This window comes from Streptomyces sp. GS7 (assembly GCF_009834125.1).
Classification (GTDB): Bacteria; Actinomycetota; Actinomycetes; order Streptomycetales; family Streptomycetaceae; genus Streptomyces.
In genome coordinates, this window is record NZ_CP047146.1 from 7,443,929 (window position 1) to 7,459,291 (window position 15,363).

General features: G+C 74.4%; 16 protein-coding genes. 6 read left to right on the top strand and 10 right to left on the bottom strand.

All coding sequences use genetic code 11. The features are described from left to right. Positions 1-7: 7 nt before the first annotated feature. The gene (locus GR130_RS32265) at positions 8-727 is read right to left on the bottom strand and encodes a DedA family protein (protein WP_236573745.1); all 720 of its coding nucleotides are present in this window, start codon (positions 725-727) and stop codon (positions 8-10) included. A 114-nt stretch (positions 728-841) separates the two neighbouring features. Between GR130_RS32265 and GR130_RS32270 the strand changes: the two genes are divergently transcribed. Then, positions 842-1,252, top strand: coding sequence for a BlaI/MecI/CopY family transcriptional regulator (locus tag GR130_RS32270; protein WP_159507975.1), 411 nt, complete (start codon positions 842-844; stop codon positions 1,250-1,252). Beyond that, the gene (locus tag GR130_RS32275; RefSeq protein ID WP_159507976.1) at positions 1,249-2,223 is read left to right on the top strand and encodes a M56 family metallopeptidase; all 975 of its coding nucleotides are present in this window, start codon (positions 1,249-1,251) and stop codon (positions 2,221-2,223) included. Before GR130_RS32270 ends, GR130_RS32275 begins: the two co-directional genes overlap by 4 nt. Here GR130_RS32275 and GR130_RS32280 read toward each other — a convergent pair. Both GR130_RS32280 and GR130_RS32285 read right to left on the bottom strand, forming a co-directional pair. Next, a complete protein-coding gene (locus GR130_RS32280; RefSeq protein WP_159510347.1) occupies positions 2,123-3,688 on the bottom strand; it encodes a sensor histidine kinase in 1,566 nt (521 codons plus the stop codon). The two genes, GR130_RS32275 and GR130_RS32280, sit on opposite strands and share 101 nt — an antisense overlap. A 66-nt stretch (positions 3,689-3,754) precedes the next feature. Then, a complete protein-coding gene (locus tag GR130_RS32285) occupies positions 3,755-4,501 on the bottom strand; it encodes a response regulator transcription factor (RefSeq protein ID WP_159507977.1) in 747 nt (248 codons plus the stop codon). A 315-nt stretch (positions 4,502-4,816) separates the two neighbouring features. Here GR130_RS32285 and GR130_RS32290 point away from each other — a divergent pair, with 315 nt between their 5' ends. The 4 genes from GR130_RS32290 (at position 4,817) to GR130_RS32305 (ending at position 8,310) form a co-directional block, all read left to right on the top strand. After that, a complete protein-coding gene (locus GR130_RS32290) occupies positions 4,817-6,088 on the top strand; it encodes a glycosyltransferase family 4 protein (RefSeq protein WP_159510348.1) in 1,272 nt (423 codons plus the stop codon). A 195-nt stretch (positions 6,089-6,283) separates the two neighbouring features. Then, on the top strand, positions 6,284-6,838 hold the full coding sequence (locus GR130_RS32295; RefSeq protein WP_159507978.1) for a GH25 family lysozyme: 555 nt from the start codon (positions 6,284-6,286) through the stop codon (positions 6,836-6,838). Positions 6,839-6,935: 97 nt separating this feature from the next. Further along, the gene (gene nadE, locus GR130_RS32300) at positions 6,936-7,775 is read left to right on the top strand and encodes an ammonia-dependent NAD(+) synthetase (protein ID WP_159507979.1); all 840 of its coding nucleotides are present in this window, start codon (positions 6,936-6,938) and stop codon (positions 7,773-7,775) included. 178 nt (positions 7,776-7,953) lie between these two features. Continuing rightward, positions 7,954-8,310 carry a hypothetical protein gene (locus tag GR130_RS32305; protein ID WP_159507980.1) on the top strand — a complete coding sequence of 119 codons (357 nt, stop codon included), beginning with the start codon at positions 7,954-7,956 and terminating at the stop codon, positions 8,308-8,310. Here the strand turns inward: GR130_RS32305 and GR130_RS32310 are convergent. The 7 genes from GR130_RS32310 to GR130_RS32340 all read right to left on the bottom strand — a co-directional run bounded on the left by GR130_RS32310 (position 8,307) and on the right by GR130_RS32340 (position 15,229). Continuing rightward, positions 8,307-9,230, bottom strand: a complete 924-nt coding sequence (locus GR130_RS32310; RefSeq protein WP_159507981.1) for a cytochrome c biogenesis CcdA family protein — start codon at positions 9,228-9,230, stop codon at positions 8,307-8,309. The two genes, GR130_RS32305 and GR130_RS32310, sit on opposite strands and share 4 nt — an antisense overlap. After that, the gene (locus GR130_RS32315) at positions 9,227-10,009 is read right to left on the bottom strand and encodes a DsbA family protein (protein ID WP_159507982.1); all 783 of its coding nucleotides are present in this window, start codon (positions 10,007-10,009) and stop codon (positions 9,227-9,229) included. The genes GR130_RS32310 and GR130_RS32315 overlap by 4 nt, the downstream gene beginning before the upstream one ends. 59 nt (positions 10,010-10,068) lie before the next feature. Beyond that, on the bottom strand, positions 10,069-10,491 hold the full coding sequence (locus GR130_RS32320) for a hypothetical protein (RefSeq protein WP_159507983.1): 423 nt from the start codon (positions 10,489-10,491) through the stop codon (positions 10,069-10,071). Between the two features lie 389 nt (positions 10,492-10,880). After that, complete coding sequence (locus GR130_RS32325) at positions 10,881-11,408, bottom strand: ATP-binding protein (protein ID WP_159507984.1); 528 nt, start codon at positions 11,406-11,408, stop codon at positions 10,881-10,883. Positions 11,409-11,681: 273 nt separating this feature from the next. Next, complete coding sequence (locus tag GR130_RS32330) at positions 11,682-12,449, bottom strand: enoyl-CoA hydratase/isomerase family protein (RefSeq protein ID WP_159507985.1); 768 nt, start codon at positions 12,447-12,449, stop codon at positions 11,682-11,684. 52 nt (positions 12,450-12,501) lie between these two features. After that, positions 12,502-13,743 (bottom strand): L,D-transpeptidase, encoded by a 1,242-nt coding sequence (locus GR130_RS32335; RefSeq protein ID WP_159507986.1) that lies wholly within the window; start codon positions 13,741-13,743, stop codon positions 12,502-12,504. Positions 13,744-13,924: 181 nt separating this feature from the next. Next, a complete protein-coding gene (locus GR130_RS32340; RefSeq protein ID WP_159507987.1) occupies positions 13,925-15,229 on the bottom strand; it encodes a L,D-transpeptidase in 1,305 nt (434 codons plus the stop codon). Between the last annotated feature and the right edge of the window lie 134 nt (positions 15,230-15,363).

A 15,363-nucleotide genomic window follows, 5' to 3' on the forward strand; every position in this document is an offset into this window, starting at 1 on the left:
GGGTCCTTCAGTGTGCCGGAGGCGCGGTGCCGGATTCGGCGACCGGTTCGGTGCCCTGTTCGGCGCCCGGACGCCGCTTGCGGGAACGCAGCACTTCGAGGGCGAGCGGGGTCAGCGAGGCGATCACGACGAGGCCGACGACCGGGAGAAGGTACCGGTCGACGTTGGGGACGGACGAGCCCAGGGCGTATCCGGCGAGGGTGAGGGCGAACGTCCAGACCAGGCCGCCGGTGATCTGCCAGAGGGTGAAGGTGCGGGTGGGCACGTTCAGGGCGCCGGCCAGCGGGTTGAGCACGGTGCGGACGACGGGCACGAAGCGGGCCAGGATGATCGCCTTGGCGTGGCCGTAGCGCTCCAGGTATTCCTCGGCCCGGGCGGCGCCGTCCTGGAGCTTGCGGGAACGGCCGCGGGCCAGCAGCGCGCCGCCGCCGCGCCTGCCGATCCAGAAGCCGGTCTGGGATCCGGCGAGCGTGCCGACGACGGCGGACACCAGGACCTGGGGCAGCGAGAGGTGGACGGCGCCGCCGACGCCCGGGGCGCACAGCAGTCCCGCGGTGAACAGCAGCGAGTCGCCGGGCAGGAGGAAGCCGACCAGCAGCCCGGTCTCGGCGAAGAGGACGACGGCGACTCCGAGGGCGCCGAAGGCGGCGAGCAGTGAGCCGGCGTCGAGGATGTTGACCGCCTGGGTGACCGCACCCAGGTGGAGATCTGCGGCGGCTACGGCCATGTCGGTGGCCCCTCCCATAATGGGTTCCGGGCCTGCCGAGCGGCCGACCCCACCGTCTACAGCCCCGTAGACGGTCTACAGAACTGTAGACGACGGAAAGGTGGAGGGCGTTCCATGTCGGAGACATCACCCGTGCAGCGGCGCCCGGCCGGTGAGCTGGAGGCGGGCGTGCTGGCGGCGCTCTGGGCGGCCGAGGGCCCGCTGAGCCCCGCCGAGGTGCAGAGCGCGGTGGGCGGCCGGCTCGCCCGTACGACCGTCACCACCATCCTCACCCGGCTGCACGACAAGGGGGCGGTGTCCCGCACCCGGGCGGGCCGCGGCTTCGCCTACTCGCCGATACACGACTCCGCGGGACTGACCGCCCGGCGGATGCGCAGCGAGCTCGACAAGCAGGACGACCGCGGCACCGCGCTCGCCCGCTTCGTCTCGGAGCTGACCACCGAGGACGAGCAGCTGCTGCGCTCGCTGCTGGACGACGCCGAGGCCGACGGCGCCGGCGGCCCGCTGCCCGGGGCCGCGCCATGATCTTCGCCGTCTGGATCCCGCTGCTGATGCCGCTGCTCGCGGTGCCGGCCGCCCGCCGGCTCGCCGAGTCGCTGCCGCCGCGCGCCGCGGCCTGGCTGCTCACCGGCTGCGCCGCCGCCCTGGCCGCCTGCACGACCGCCGCGCTCGGCCTGCTGCTGGCCGCCGGGGCGCTGTGGCTGCCGCCGGTCGCCGCCTTCGGCCATCTCTCGCTGTCGCTGCTGGGCGGCGACGCGGACGTGACCGTGCCGGCCGCCTCGGTGGCCGGCGCGCTGCTGACCTGCTGCGCGATCGCCGTCATCCGCCGCGCGCTGCGCCACCGCGCCGAGCTGCGCGCCGCCCGGCGCACCGCCGACGCGCACTCCCTCGCCGGCGATCTGTGCGTCCTGCCCGATGCCGCGCCCGACGCCTTCGCGCTGCCCGGCCGGCCGGACCGCGTCGTGGTCACCGCCGGGATGCTGCGGGCGCTGCCGCCGGCCGAGCGGGAGGCCCTGTTCGCCCACGAGCGGGCCCACCTCACCGGCCGCCACCACCTCTTCCTGCTGACGGTCGCGCTGGCCTCGGCCTGCCATCCGCTGCTTCGCGGGTTGCGGCCCTCGCTGGCGTACGCCCTGGAGCGCTGGGCCGACGAATCGGCCGCCTCCCGGGTGGGCGACCGCCGGGTCACCGCCCGCGCCATCGGCCGCGCCGCGCTGGCCGCCCGCGCGCACGCCACGGCGCTCCCCCGCCCGAGCACCGCGCTCGCCGCCACCACCGGTCCGGTCCCGCGCCGGGTCGCCGCGCTGCTGACCCCCGACCACCCGGCCGACCACCCCCGCCGCCACCCCGGCCTGCACGGCCGCCGGCTGATAGCCGCCGCGCTGCTGGCCTGTATCACCTTCTCCGCGGCCGCCGCGGTGGAGGCGGCGGCAGATCTGCACCAGACGGTGGAGTCGGCCCAGGGCGAGCACCACGGGGACCGGGGCAGGGGCTGAGACAGGGGCCCGAGGCACCGCGGGCCGGGGCGGCCGGGCGGCGCTGTTCCGCACCCGGCTCCCCGCCGCCCACCGTGAAGCCGATGCCGGCCCCGCCGCCGGGGCGCACGGTCGCGAAGACCTGCCCGCCGTGGGCCGCCGCGATCTCCCGGACGATCGCGAGGCCCAGGCCCGAGCCGGGGAGGCCGCGAGCGGCCGGGGCGCGGTAGAAGCGGTCGAAGACCCGGGCGAGGTCGGCCTCGGCGATGCCCGGACCGCGGTCGAGGACCTCGACGCGGGCGCCGGTGACGACGACCTCGATGGGCTCGGTGCCGTCGGCGTCGAACTTGGCGGCGTTCTCCAGGAGGTTGCCGAGCGCGCGGTGCAGCGCGGCCGGCCGGCCCGCGACGACCGCCGGGCGGCTGGTGCGCACGGTGATCTCGCGGCCGGTGCGGCGGCGGGCGGAGGCGGCGGCGCGGTCCGCGACCTCGGCCAGCCGCACGTCCGACAGCGGGGAGTCGTCACGCTGTCCGGCCGCCAGGTCCACCAACTCGTTGACCAGGTCGGTCAGTTCGCGGGCCTCGCCCGCCAGGTCGGCGAGCAGTTCTCCGCGGGCGTCCGGCGGCAGCTCGTCGAAGCGCCGGAGCAGCGAGATGTTCGTACGGAGCGAGGTCAGCGGGGTGCGCAGTTCGTGGCCCGCGTCCTGGACGAGCCGCTGCTGGTCCTGCACCGCGCTGGTCAGCCGCCCGAGCATGTCGTCGAAGGCCCGCCCGAGCCGGGCCACCTCGTCGCGCCCGGCGACCGGTACCTGGACGTCCGCCGGCCCGTGCTCCGCGACGCGCTCGGCGACCGACGTCAGCCGGACCAGCCGGCCGGTGATCCGGCGGGCCAGCCACCAGCCGACGGCGCCGGCCAGGGCGATGACGCCGGCCGCCAGCAGCACGGTGCGCTTCTGGAGCGCGGCGAGCAGGTCCTCGGTCCCGCTGACCGTGCGGGCGACCTGGACGGCGCCGCGCCCGTCGCCGAGCGCCACGGTGGCGAGGTGGTAGGCGTGGCCGTCGAGCTGCGCCTCGCCCTGTACGTAGCGGCCCGCCTCACGGTGGGCGGCGATGTTCCGCTCGGCGTCCCCGGCCGGGAGTGCGGGGTGGCCCGGTTCGACGACCCGCCCGCCGGCGCCCAGGATCTGCACGTCCGTCCGGGCCGGCCGGGTCAGGTCCTCGCGCGGCCCGTCGTGGCCGCGGTCGGCGACGGCGTAGTCGGCGGGCGTGTACGGCCGCTCCCGCACCTGGGACCGCAGATCCCGTACGACCTCGGAGAACACGGACCTCTCGTCCATCCGCACCAGCCGGGCCGCCGCGTCGTAGCCGAGGAACCCGACCAGGACGGTCACCCCCGCGGCCCCGGCGGCGAAGGCCAGCGCGAACGAGGTGCGCAGGCTGGCGGGCTTGCGGGTGCGCAGCCAGGCGACCGGCCGGCAGCCCCACAGGCGGGTGGCCGGCCGGGCGGCGAGCCGCCGCAGGCCGGACCACCGCGGGCCGCGGGACGGGGGCACTCAGTCCTCCCGCAGGACGTAGCCGACGCCGCGCACGGTGTGGATCAGCGGCCGGCTGCCCGGTACGTCGACCTTGCGCCGCAGATAGCCGACGTACACCGCGAGGTTCTTCGAGCCGGGACCGAAGTCATAGCCCCAGATGCGGTCGTAGATCGTCGCGTGGTCCAGGACGATCCCGGCGTTGCGGGCCAGCAGCTCCAGCAGCTCGAACTCGGTCCGGGTCAGCTCCAGTTCCCGCTCCCCGCGCCAGGCCCGCCGCGAGGGACCGTCGATCCGCAGGTCGGCCGCCTCGACGACACCGCTGCCCGCCGCCCTGGCGTCGTACGCCTCCCCGGCCTCGGCGGACCCGGCCCCGCGGTCCCCCGAAGCCGCCGGCCCGGCCGTGGTCCGCCGCAGCAGCGCCCGCAGCCGGGCGAACACCTCCTCGACCTCGAAGGGCTTGACCACGTAGTCGTCGGCCCCGGCGTCCAGGCCGGCGATCCGGTCCGCGGTCCCGACCCGTGCGGTGAGCATCAGGATCGGGGTGCGGTCCTCTTCGGCGCGCAGCACCTGGCACACCTGGAGCCCGTCGATCCCCGGCATCATCACGTCCAGCAGGATCACGTCGGGCCGCTCGCGGTGGGCGGTGGCCAGCGCCTGGATCCCGTCGGCGACGGCGGTGACCCGGTACCCCTCCAGGGTCAGGGCGCGCTCCAGCGCGGTGCGGATGGGGCGGTCGTCCTCGGCGAGCAGTACGGAATGGGTCACCCGGCAAGTCTGCCAAGACCGGTCCGGGGGGTCTGCGGCCGGTGGGTTTCTTACCGGGCTCTCACCCGGCGCACGTCCTCGGCTTACCCCGTCCCGGGACGGTGACCGGTGCCGGACGGGCCGGCGGGGGCGGACGACACCGCCCCGGGTCCCGGCCGGCCGCAGCAGGCCGGCACCCCCGGACACACCGGGCCGACACCGCGTGAAGAGCACCATATGCACCGCATGAAGAGCACGGATGACGCAGGGCGCACGGACGGCACGGGCCGTGCGGATCGCACCGGCCGTACGGGCCGGGCCGGGCGCCGGGGCCGCCTGAAGGTGACCCTCCTGCTGCACGACGCGTACGCCATCGGCGGCACCATCCGCACCACCCTGAACCTCGCCGCCGCGCTCGCCGACCGGCACGACGTCGAGATCGTGTCGATGCTGCGGCACCGCGAGGTCCCGCGGTTCGCGGTGGACCCCCGGGTACGGCTGATTCCCCTGGTGGACGCCCGGGTGGGCAGCGACGACATGGCGCATCCGCTGTTCGGCGAGCCCGCGGTGGACTTCCCGCTCGCCGAGAAGCGGCACCACCACTACAGCCGGCTGGTCGACGTCCGCGCCGCGGAGTTCCTGCGCGGCAGCGACGCCGACGTGCTCATCGGCACCCGGCCCGGCATCAACGTCTACCTGGCCCGCTTCGCCCCCCGCCGCGCCCTGCGGATCGCCCAGGAGCACCTGCGGCACGACGCGCACAGCGCCGAGCTGCGGACCGAACTCGCCCACCACTACCGGGCGTTGGACGCGGTGGTCACCACGACCGAGGCGGACGCGGCGGTCTACCGCACGCGGATGCCGCTGCCCGGCGTACGGATCCTGGCGGTCCCCGACATCGTCCCGGCGCCCGCCGGGCCGCCGTCCGACGGCAGCTCGAAGATCATCGCGGCGGCCGGCCGGCTGGTCCGCGGCAAGCGCTTCGACCTGCTGATCGAGGCGTTCTCCGCGGTCTCCGTCAAGCACCCCGACTGGCGGCTGCGCATCCACGGCGACGGCGCCGAACGCACCCGGCTGCAGCACCTCATCGACGGGCTGGGGCTGTCCGGGCGGGCCGAACTCACCGGGCCGCGGTCGCCGATCGAGGAGGAGTTCGCCAAGGCGTCGATCGTCGCCTCGGCCTCGGACGCCGAGTCGTTCGGGATGCCCCTCGTCGAGGCGATGCGCTGCGGCGTACCGGTCGTCAGCACCGACTGCCCGCTGGGCCCGGCCGAGATCGTCCACGACGGCGCGGACGGTGTGCTGGTGCCGCGCGGCGACGGACGGGCGCTGGCCGGCGCGCTGCTCGACCTGATCGAGGACCCGGAGCGCCGCCGGGAGATGGGCGCCGCCGCGCTGGCGGGCGCGTACCGCTACGACCCCGAGCCGATAGCCGAGCGGTACCAGCTGCTCTTCCGGGACCTGCGGGCGACCCGCCGCGGCCGGGTGCTGCGCCGGGCCGCCACGGCGGGCCGGGCCCGGGGGCGCGAACAGGTCCGGCGGCTGCGGCGGCGCCTGGACGCGCGGCCGGAGCCCGGCGCCGGCGGCGTTCCGACGACCGGCCTCTGAGCGGGCCCCGCACCCCCTCCCGCACCATCCGTCCCACCGGTGCCATGCGTCACCAACTCGCCTGCGCAGCCGGGAACTTCAGCGCGTCGATCTGGCGTCTCCGGTCGTGAACATGCTGAACTGCTGGGGGGCCGCTGCCGTTTCGCGCAGATGACGCTTCGCATTTCGCAGATCCGATTCGGCAGGAGGTCGCTCATGCTGCACGGTGTCGATGTCAGCTCCTACAACACCGGTTATTCCGCCCAGGGGTTGGACTTCGTATTCATCAAGGCCACCGAAGGCCGCTCCTACGTCAATCCGCACCAGTCGGCACAGGCCGCCCGGGCACGCGAGGCGGGCGCCGTGGTCGGTTTCTACCACTTCCTGTGGCCGGGGAATATCGCGGCCCAGGCGCAATACTTCGTCGAGCAATGCGCCTCGGTCCACGGCGACCTGCTGGCGGCCGACTGGGAGACCACCGGGGACGGCTCGTACGCCAGCAACGCGCAGAAGGACCAGTTCCTCCTGGAGGTCAAGAAACTGCGGCCCTCGCACCGCGTGCTGCTCTACTGCAACCGCGATTTCTGGCTGAACCGCGACACCACGTCGTATGCCGCGGACGGCCTGTGGATCGCCGACTACGTCACCGCCGGGCAGCCGCGGGTCAAGGCGAAGTGGCGTATCCACCAGTACACGGACCAGCCGCTGGACAAGGACGTCGCCGCTTTCTCCGACAAGGCCGAGCTCAAGAGCTGGGCGCACCCCGCATAAACTTCTCCGGCAGTATCCGGATGCGCGCCATGGACACACCGCGTGACCATCTCGCGGAATGTGCGCACAGCGCGTGACGAGAATCAGAGGAGCACCCGTGACCGACCCGGCGTCCAAGGCCCTGCAGCAGCACATAGCCCAGGAACTCCAGGTGGCGCCGGCCACCACGGCCTTCGACGCCGAGCGGGAGATCGAGCGCCGGGTGGCCTTCCTCACAGAGCGGCTGACGTCCACGGGTCTGCGCTCCCTGGTGCTGGGCATCAGTGGCGGTGTCGACTCCACCACCGCGGGCCGGCTCTGCCAGCTCGCGGTGGAGCGGGCCCGCGCGGCCGGCCACGACGCGACGTTCTACGCGATGCGGCTGCCGTACGGCGAGCAGGCGGACGAGAAGGACGCGCAGCTGGCGGTGGAGTTCATCCGCGCCGACCGGCTGCTGACCGTGGACGTCCGCCCGGCGAGCGACGCGGCGCTGGCCGCGTCGGTGGCCGGCGGCGTCACCTTCCGCGACGCCCACCACCAGGACTTCGTCCAGGGCAACATCAAGGCCCGGCAGCGCATGATCGCCCAGTACGCGGTCGCCGGTGCCCACGACGGCCTGGTCGTGGGCACCGACCACGCCGCCGAGGCGGTCTCCGGCTTCTTCACCAAGTTCGGCGACGGCGCGGCCGACGTCGTACCGCTCACCGGGCTCACCAAGCGCCGGGTGCGCGCCGTGGCGCAGGCCCTGGGCGCTCCGGCCGAGCTGGTGTGGAAGGTCCCGACCGCCGACCTGGAGACCCTCGACCCGGGCAAGCCCGACGAGGACGCGCTCGGCGTCACCTACGACCAGATCGACGACTTCCTGGAGGGCCGCCATGTCGACGCGGACGCCTTCGCGTCGATCGTCCGGCGCTACCGCCTCACCGAGCACAAGCGGGCGCTGCCGATCGCCCCGTGACGCCGCGGGTGCCCGCGCCCGCGCGGTGGGGGCACCCCGTTCTGTCATGCTCCGGCAAGGGGGCGGTCACCGTCCCGGTGCTAAACCATGGGCCGGAGCGGGCATGCATGCGGCCATGGGAAGCCACGAAGTGCGATCGGAAGATCAACTGTCAGTGGGGCCGCCTACTCTCCAGGACATGGGTTACGCAAGCCTGCGCGAACTCCGTACCGCGCTGACCACCGCCTCCGACCTCGCCTCCGCCCTGCCGTCCGCGCCCACCCGGCGGGACGCCGACCGGCTCGTCGACGCCCTCCGCCGCGCGCTGACCGCCGCCAGCTCGCTGGGCGAGGACCCCACCGGCCCGACGGGCTGCGCCCTGCACCCCAACGGCGCGGTGGATCCGCTCTACGGCGACCCGGAGGACCCCCTTCCGCCGGGCTACGGCAAGTGCCTGCTCTGCAACGACCGGCGGCGCCGGGCGGACGCCCACCCCCCGCACGCCCGCCCGCGCCCCCGGCCGCATCCGCGCTGGCACCGGCGGCTGAGTGCTTAGGACCGGTCCGATGGCTCGGGGCCTGCCCCGTCGGGCAGGCCGGGGTCGCGGCCGGAGGTCCCCGGCTGCGGCCCGGCGGTGTCGTCCGCCGGCCGCGGTGTGCGCTCCGACCGCAGGGCGATCCGGCCCAGCACCGCGGCGGCGGCCAGCGCGGCCAGCGCGATCAGGACGAAGTCCGGTACGCCGTCGCCGATCCGGGTCGCCCACTCCTCCAGCCGCATCTCGGCGTCCGGGTCCAGGATTCCGGGCAGCGCGCTGGTCCCGTTGAAGCGCAGGAACAGTACGCCGATGCCGATGAAGAAGACGCCGGAGAGCACGGACGTGGTGTGCAGCTCCAGCCGGCCGAGGCGGAAGGCCCGGCCGCGCAGCCAGCCGCGGGTGCCGAGCCGGAAGCGGTCCCACAGCAGCGCCAGGACGAACAGCGGCAGCGCCATGCCCAGGGCGTAGACGGCGAGCATCGAGGCGCCGTAGAGCGGTGAGCCGCTGACCGCGGTCACGGTCAGCACCGCGCCCAGGATCGGGCCGGCGCAGAAGCCCGCGAGCCCGTAGACGCAGCCGAGCAGGAAGGTGGAGAGCGCCGAGCGCGGGGTGATCCGGGCGGCGGCGGCCTGGGCGCGCTTCGAGGCGAAGCCCAGGCCCAGGATCTGCGCGAGCCCCATCGCGATCACCACCCAGCCGCCGACCGCGACCAGCAGATCGCGGTGGCCGTTGAACAGCCGGCTGGCCGCCGTGCTGGCCGCGCCCAGCGGCACCAGCGTGGTGGCCAGTCCCAGATAGAACACGCCGGTACGGGCCAGCAGCCGGCCGGGGTTGGCGAGGGAGTACGCGAAGAACGCCGGCAGCAGCAGCGCGCTGCACGGACTGACCAGCGCCAGCGCGCCGCCCAGGAATGCCGCGAGGTAGCCGATGTCGGTGGTCACTTCCCGGCCCCCGCGGTGCCGTGCCCGCCCTTCGCCGCGGCGGCGGCCCGGGTGATCGCCTGCTCGAAGACCCCGGTGGGCTGGGCCCCGGCCACCGGCCGGCCGTTGATCAGGAAGGACGGGGTGGACTGCACGCCGAGCTGGTAGCCCTCGTCCTGGTCCTTCTTCAGGGCCTGGTCGGCGGCGGGGCTCTTCAGGTCGGCGCGGAACTTCTCGATGTCCGGCACACCGCTCGCGCGCGCCAGGTCGACGAGCTTGTCCTCGGCCAGCGCGTCGCCCTTGCGGGTCTCGGCGTAGAGCTGGTCGTGCAGCTGCCAGAACCTGCCCTGCCGGCCGGCGGCCCAGGAGGCGCGGGCGGCGCGCTCGGAGTCGGCGCCGAAGACCGGGAAGTTGCGGAACTCGATGCGCAGGGTGCCCGCGTCGACGAACTTCTTGATCAGCGCGGGCTGGGTCTCGCGGGTGAAGCGCCCGCAGAAGGAGCACTGGTAGTCGGCGTACTCGACCAGGACCACGGGGGCGTCCGGCTTGCCGACGGCCAGCGGGTCGCCGGCGACGCGCCGGCTGGTGCGCCGGGCGAAGTCGTCGTACAGCTTCTGCTGTGCGGGGTCCTCCTGGGACTGCGCGGAGGCGGCGGTGTCGGGTGCGGCGGTGCCGCCCTCGTCCCGGCCGCCCTCGACGGCCTTGCCGACGGCGACCGCGATGGCGATCACGGCCACGACGAGTGCGACGACCGCGCCGATCGCGGCCAGTTTTCGGGTGGGGGAAGCGGAAGTGGGCATGCGGGAGCTCCAGACGTACGGAAGCGGAAAACGACAGGCGGGTGCGTCGGGGCAGCGGCCTATATCCGCAGTACGGGCAGGAGCGCGGTGTGGTCGGTGGCGGTGGCGCCGTCCGTCGGCGGGCGGGCCCGCGCGAACTGCGCGGTCAGGTCCGCGGGGAGCGGCCCGGTCCCGGTGGTGGCCGGGGCGAGCGGCTCGGCGCGGTGCGGCGCGGGGATCGGGGCCGATTCGTCGGGGCTCGGCGCATGGCGGCCGGAGCACTTCTTGGAGGTGTCGGCGACCGCGACCGGGGCGGCCTCGGCGAGCGGCAGACCGCGCTGCGCGGCCGGGCCGGCGGCGCCGGACTCCCAGGCCGCCGTGGCGTTCGCCGCCCGGCCCGCGAGCCATGCCTGGTCGCCGCCGATCCGGCAGAGCATGGGCCCGAAGGTGACCGCGAGGAGGAGCAGCAGGGTCAGCGTCGCCGACCGGCGCAGCTGGCGCATGTTCCCTCCCCCTCGGTGGCGGTCCCGCTCCGCTGGTCCGTGTCCGGCGGGCTCGGTGATCCGTTGGTCTGCGTCCGGTGGTCCGGTCCGGCGCGCGGATGAACGTCCCATCCTACGGACCGCCGGCGCGCGACGCCCCGCGGTGGCCCGCGGTGGCACACCTCACCCCGCGGAGACGGATCGATTAGTAGCACTATGCCCGGATACACGCAGTTTCGCGTCTTTGGTCGGCCCCTGCCTCGCCTGCCATAGTCGGCCCCGCCGATGCGTTCCGGGCCGTCCACGACCCCGCGGGCCCACCCCTTCCGCCCGCCGGAGGTCGGGTTACTGGGGCCCACCCCGCGACACCCCGCGGGAGGACCCCGGTCCCGTGTCGGGGGGCACCCCGGTCAGCGGTCGTTGACCCGCACCTCGAACCACGTGGTCTTGCCGCGCGGCAGCAGGTCCACGCCCCAGCGGTCGGAGAGCTTGTCGACGAGGAAGAGGCCGCGGCCGCTGGTGTCCATCGCCTGTACCGGCATCAGGCAGGGCAGCCCGCGGGACGGGTCGCGCACCTCGACGCGGATCCAGCCGCGCCGGCGGAGCATCCGCAGCCCGAACGTGCGGGCCCCCGTGTGCCGTACGGCGTTGCCGACCAACTCGGAGACCAGCAACACCGCGTGCTCGGCGAGCTGCGGCGAGAGCGACCACTGCTTGAGGAACACCTCGGCGGTCAACCGCCGGGCGGTGCCGGCGGACTGGGGGCGCGACGGGAGTCTGACCTCGCCCAGGGTCGGGTCGCCGACCAGGTCGAGGGGCGCGGACGCCGGACCGGCGGGCGCCGGAGCCGCCTCCCCGTCCGCACCGGGAGCGCACCGACGCGCGGCGGCCGTACCACTCCCCGGCCGCGGCTGCTCCATTCCATCGAGGCCCGCCATGCCCCCATCATGGCCGCTACTCGGCACCCCGGGGGCGGAACCGGCGGAATCCGTTGTCCGGAATCGCCGGCCCCACACCCCCGATCAGACATATGCCAACGGCAGTTAAGGTTCCGCGTCACCCCGCTGACCTGCGCCGACGGCGGACCGGCGGCGGACCGACGGGACCCGCCCGCAAGGTTCTCTTAAGGTGCAACGAGGTTTTCGGCAATTCGCCCGCACGGGGCACCGGCTCCCGGCCAAACCGCAGGTGCCCCGTCAACACCAGGCGCATCAGCGGAACTTGGCCTTGCCCGGACCCTCCTCGACGAAGCTGCGCATTCCGGTCTCCCGGTCCTCGGTCGCGAACAGCCCGGCGAACCAGTTGCGTTCGATCGTCAGCCCGGTGTCGATGTCCGTCTCCAGCCCGGCGTCGACCGACTCCTTCGCGGCCCGCAGGGCGAGCGCGGGGCCGGACGCCAGCCGGGCCGCCCAGGCGTGCGCCTGCGCGTACACCTCGGCGGCCGGGACCACGCGGTCCACCAGGCCGATGGCGAGCGCCTCTTCGGCCTTGACGTGGCGGCCGGTGAAGATCAGGTCCTTGGCCTTGGACGGGCCCACCAGCCGGGCCAGCCGCTGGGTGCCGCCGGCGCCCGGGATCAGCCCCAGCAGGATCTCGGGCTGGCCCAGCCTGGCGTCGTCGGCGGCGATCCGGAAGTCGGCGCAGAGCGCCAACTCGCAGCCGCCGCCCAGCGCATAGCCGGTGATCGCGGCGACCACCGGCTTGGGGATCCGGGCCACGGCGGTGAACGCGTCCTGGAGCGCCTTCGAGCGGACGACCATGGCGGCGTGGTCCATGGCCTGCATTTCCTTGATGTCCGCACCGGCCGCGAACACCTTCTCGCCGCCCCAGACCACGACGGCACGGATGTCGTCGCGGCGGCCGACCTCCTCCGCCAGCTCGCGGAGCCGGTCCTGGGTGGCGATGTCCAGTGCGTTCATCGGCGGGCGGTCCAGGCGGATGGTGCCGACGCCGTCGGCCACCTCGAGATTCACAGTCATGCGGGCAGGTTAGTACGCGTTAACGCCGCCCGCCGCCCCGCGTCCGGCCGGGCTACCCGCCGGCCCGCCAGGTGTCCCAGGAGAGGTTCCAGTCGCCGAAGCCGTTGTCGGGCTGGATCGTTTCGTCGTGGGCGTTCTCGACGATGACCACGTCGCCGACGAGGGAGTTCCGGTAGAACCAGGCCGCCGGCGTGGATCCGTCGTCGCCGCCCCGCACGTCGAACAGGCCGACACAGCCGTGGCTGGCGTTGCGGGTGCCGAACGTGTCCCGGCCCGACCAGTAGTTGCCGTGGATGAACGTGCCGGACGTGCTCAGCCGCATCGCGTGCGGGACGTCCTTGATGTCGTACTCGCCGCCGAAGCCGACGGTGTCGCCGTTCATCCGCGTCACCGGGTGCTTCTCGCTGATCACCATCCGGCCGTTGTACGTCTCGGTGCCCGGTGCGCCGGCGGTGATCGGAAGGGTCTTCAGCGTCGCGCCGTCGCGGACCACCGTCATCTCCTTCGAGCGGGCGTCGACGGTGCTGATCTGGCTGCGGCCGACCGTGAAGGAGATCTCCTTGGCCTGGGTCCCGTAGACGCCGGGGCGGCCCTCGACGCCGTTGAGGTCGAGCTTGAGGGTGACCTTGGTGCCGGGCGCCCAGTATTTCTCGGGGCGGAAGTCGAGCCGGTCGTTGCCGAACCAGTGGCCGGCGACCGGGACGGACGGACGCGCCGTGACCGTGATGGCCTTCTCGACGGCCGCGGGGTCGGTGATCCCCCGGGTGAAGTGGAGGGAGACCGGCATCCCGACGCCGACCTGCTGGCCGTTCTCGGGGCTGTACTGGCCGATGAAGGTGTTCTTCGGGACGAGCGTGGTGAACGTGGCGTGCTCGGCGGCCTGGCGGCCCCGGGCGTCCACGGCGACCGCGTCGACGGTGTACTGCGTCGAGGCGCCGAGATGACCGCTCGGCTCCCACAGGGCACCGCCGCCGGATATCTTCCCGTCGACCTCGTTGCCCTTGGCGTCCTTGACCTTGACGGACCGCAGCCGGCCCTTCTGCGCGGACACCTTCAGCGCGCCGTTGGTGGCGACGTCGTGCGCGCCGTCCTTGGGCGCGATCGTCACGACGGCCTGCGAGGCGGAGGTGTCCGGCCCCGTCTTGCCGGACGGTTTTCCGCCGTCCCCCTCCCCGCCTCCGCACGCCGTCACCAGCAGCAGCAGCGAACCGAGCAGCAGCCCGAGCGGGGCGCGTCCCCGGCGCGGCCACGACCGCCGGCGGACCGGCTCCCCCGATATCGGCTGGACGTTCACGACTGGCCCCTCTTCCCCTCGCACCGCCCGCGGACCACCGCGCGCCGGCACCTGCGGGCCGCGCGCGTGCCGCTAGATAACCACACCGCACTGACACTCAACTCCCCCCGGATGTCACCGTTCAGTCCCAAGGGGGAGGGTGGGCTCTCGCTCGTACGTACGAGCGCGGGCGGGGGCTCGCTCAGTGGGGCGCGCCGCCCGCCCGCCAGGCCGGCCACGACATGTTCCAGCCACCCGAGCCGTTGTCCGGGGCGACCGTGCGGTCCCGGGAATTGCGGACCTCCACGGTGTCCCCGACCATCGAGTTCCGGTAGAGCCAGCCGGCCGGGGTGTCCGCGCCGCCGCCCTTGACGTCCTTGAGGCCGACGCAGCCGTGGCTGGTGTTGGCACCGCCGAAGACCCGTGACGGCGCCCAGTAGTTGCCGTGCAGGAAGGTCCCGGACCGGGTCAGCCGCATCGCGTGCGGCACGTCCGGGATGTCGTACTCGGCGCCGAAGCCGACGGTCCCGCCGTCCATCCGGGTCACCGAATGGCGCTCCAGGATCACCATCTTCCCGTTGTAGGTGGGGTTCTCGGCGTTGCCCGTGGTCACCGGCAGGGTCGCCAGCACCTGGCCCGAGCGGCGGACGGTCAGGGTGTGCAGGGCCGCGTCGATGACGCTGATCTGGTCCCGGTCGACCCGGTAGTGCAGGGTCTTGCTCTGGAGCCCGTAGGAGCCGGGGCCGGCCTTCACGTCGCGCAGCCGCAGGTTCACGGTGATCCGGGTGCCCGGCCGCCACCGGTGCCGGGGCCGGAAGTCCAGTCGCCGGCGGCCGAACCAGTGGGGGGCGATCTCGACGGCCGGCTCGGCGCTGACCGTGATGGCGCGCTCGACGGCCGCGCGGTCGGCGACCGCCCGGTTGAAGGCCAGCGAGAAGATCAGGCCGGTGCCGACGGTGGTGCCGTTCTCGGGCGTGTAGGAGCCGATGATGCGGTGCGGGGGCAGGTAGGTGGTGAAGGTGGTGTGGCGGGCCAGGCGGCGGCCGGCGCCGTCGCGCGCGATGGCGTCGACGGTGTAGCGGGCGCCGAGTTCGAGGGAGTCGGCCGCCGGCCGCCAGATCGTCCCGTCCCGCGAGAGCCGGCCGTTCACCGGTTCCCGGCCGTCGCTCCCGGTGCGGGTGACCTCCACCCGCTCCAGCCGCCCCTCCTGGACCCGGACCTCCAGCCGCCCGTTGGCCCGTACGCCGCGCGCGCCGTCGCCCGGCAGGATCCGGATCGCCTCTTCGGGGGCGGCCGGCGGGCCGCCGACCAGCGCGTCCGGGCCGCCGCAGCCGGCCAGCGCCGCCCAGCCGGCGAGCGCGGCCAGCAGCGCGTGGGCGGCGCGGAGACGGGGGGCCCGCGGGCCCGCGGAGGGCGCGCGGCGGACCGGCAGGCCCGGCACCTTCGTCCCGTCCGCCGGTCGGTCCCCCGTGTGGTCCCCTGCTCGGTCGTGCTGATGGCCGGTCATACGCCGGATTGTGACGGATGATGCGCCGCTTGGACGGTATGCCACGGTTCGGAATGTCATGGCGGGGATCGCGGCGGGGGGTGGGGACGGTGCGCGGGCGGGCGGCGAAAGCACCGGATGTCCGCGGCGACGGG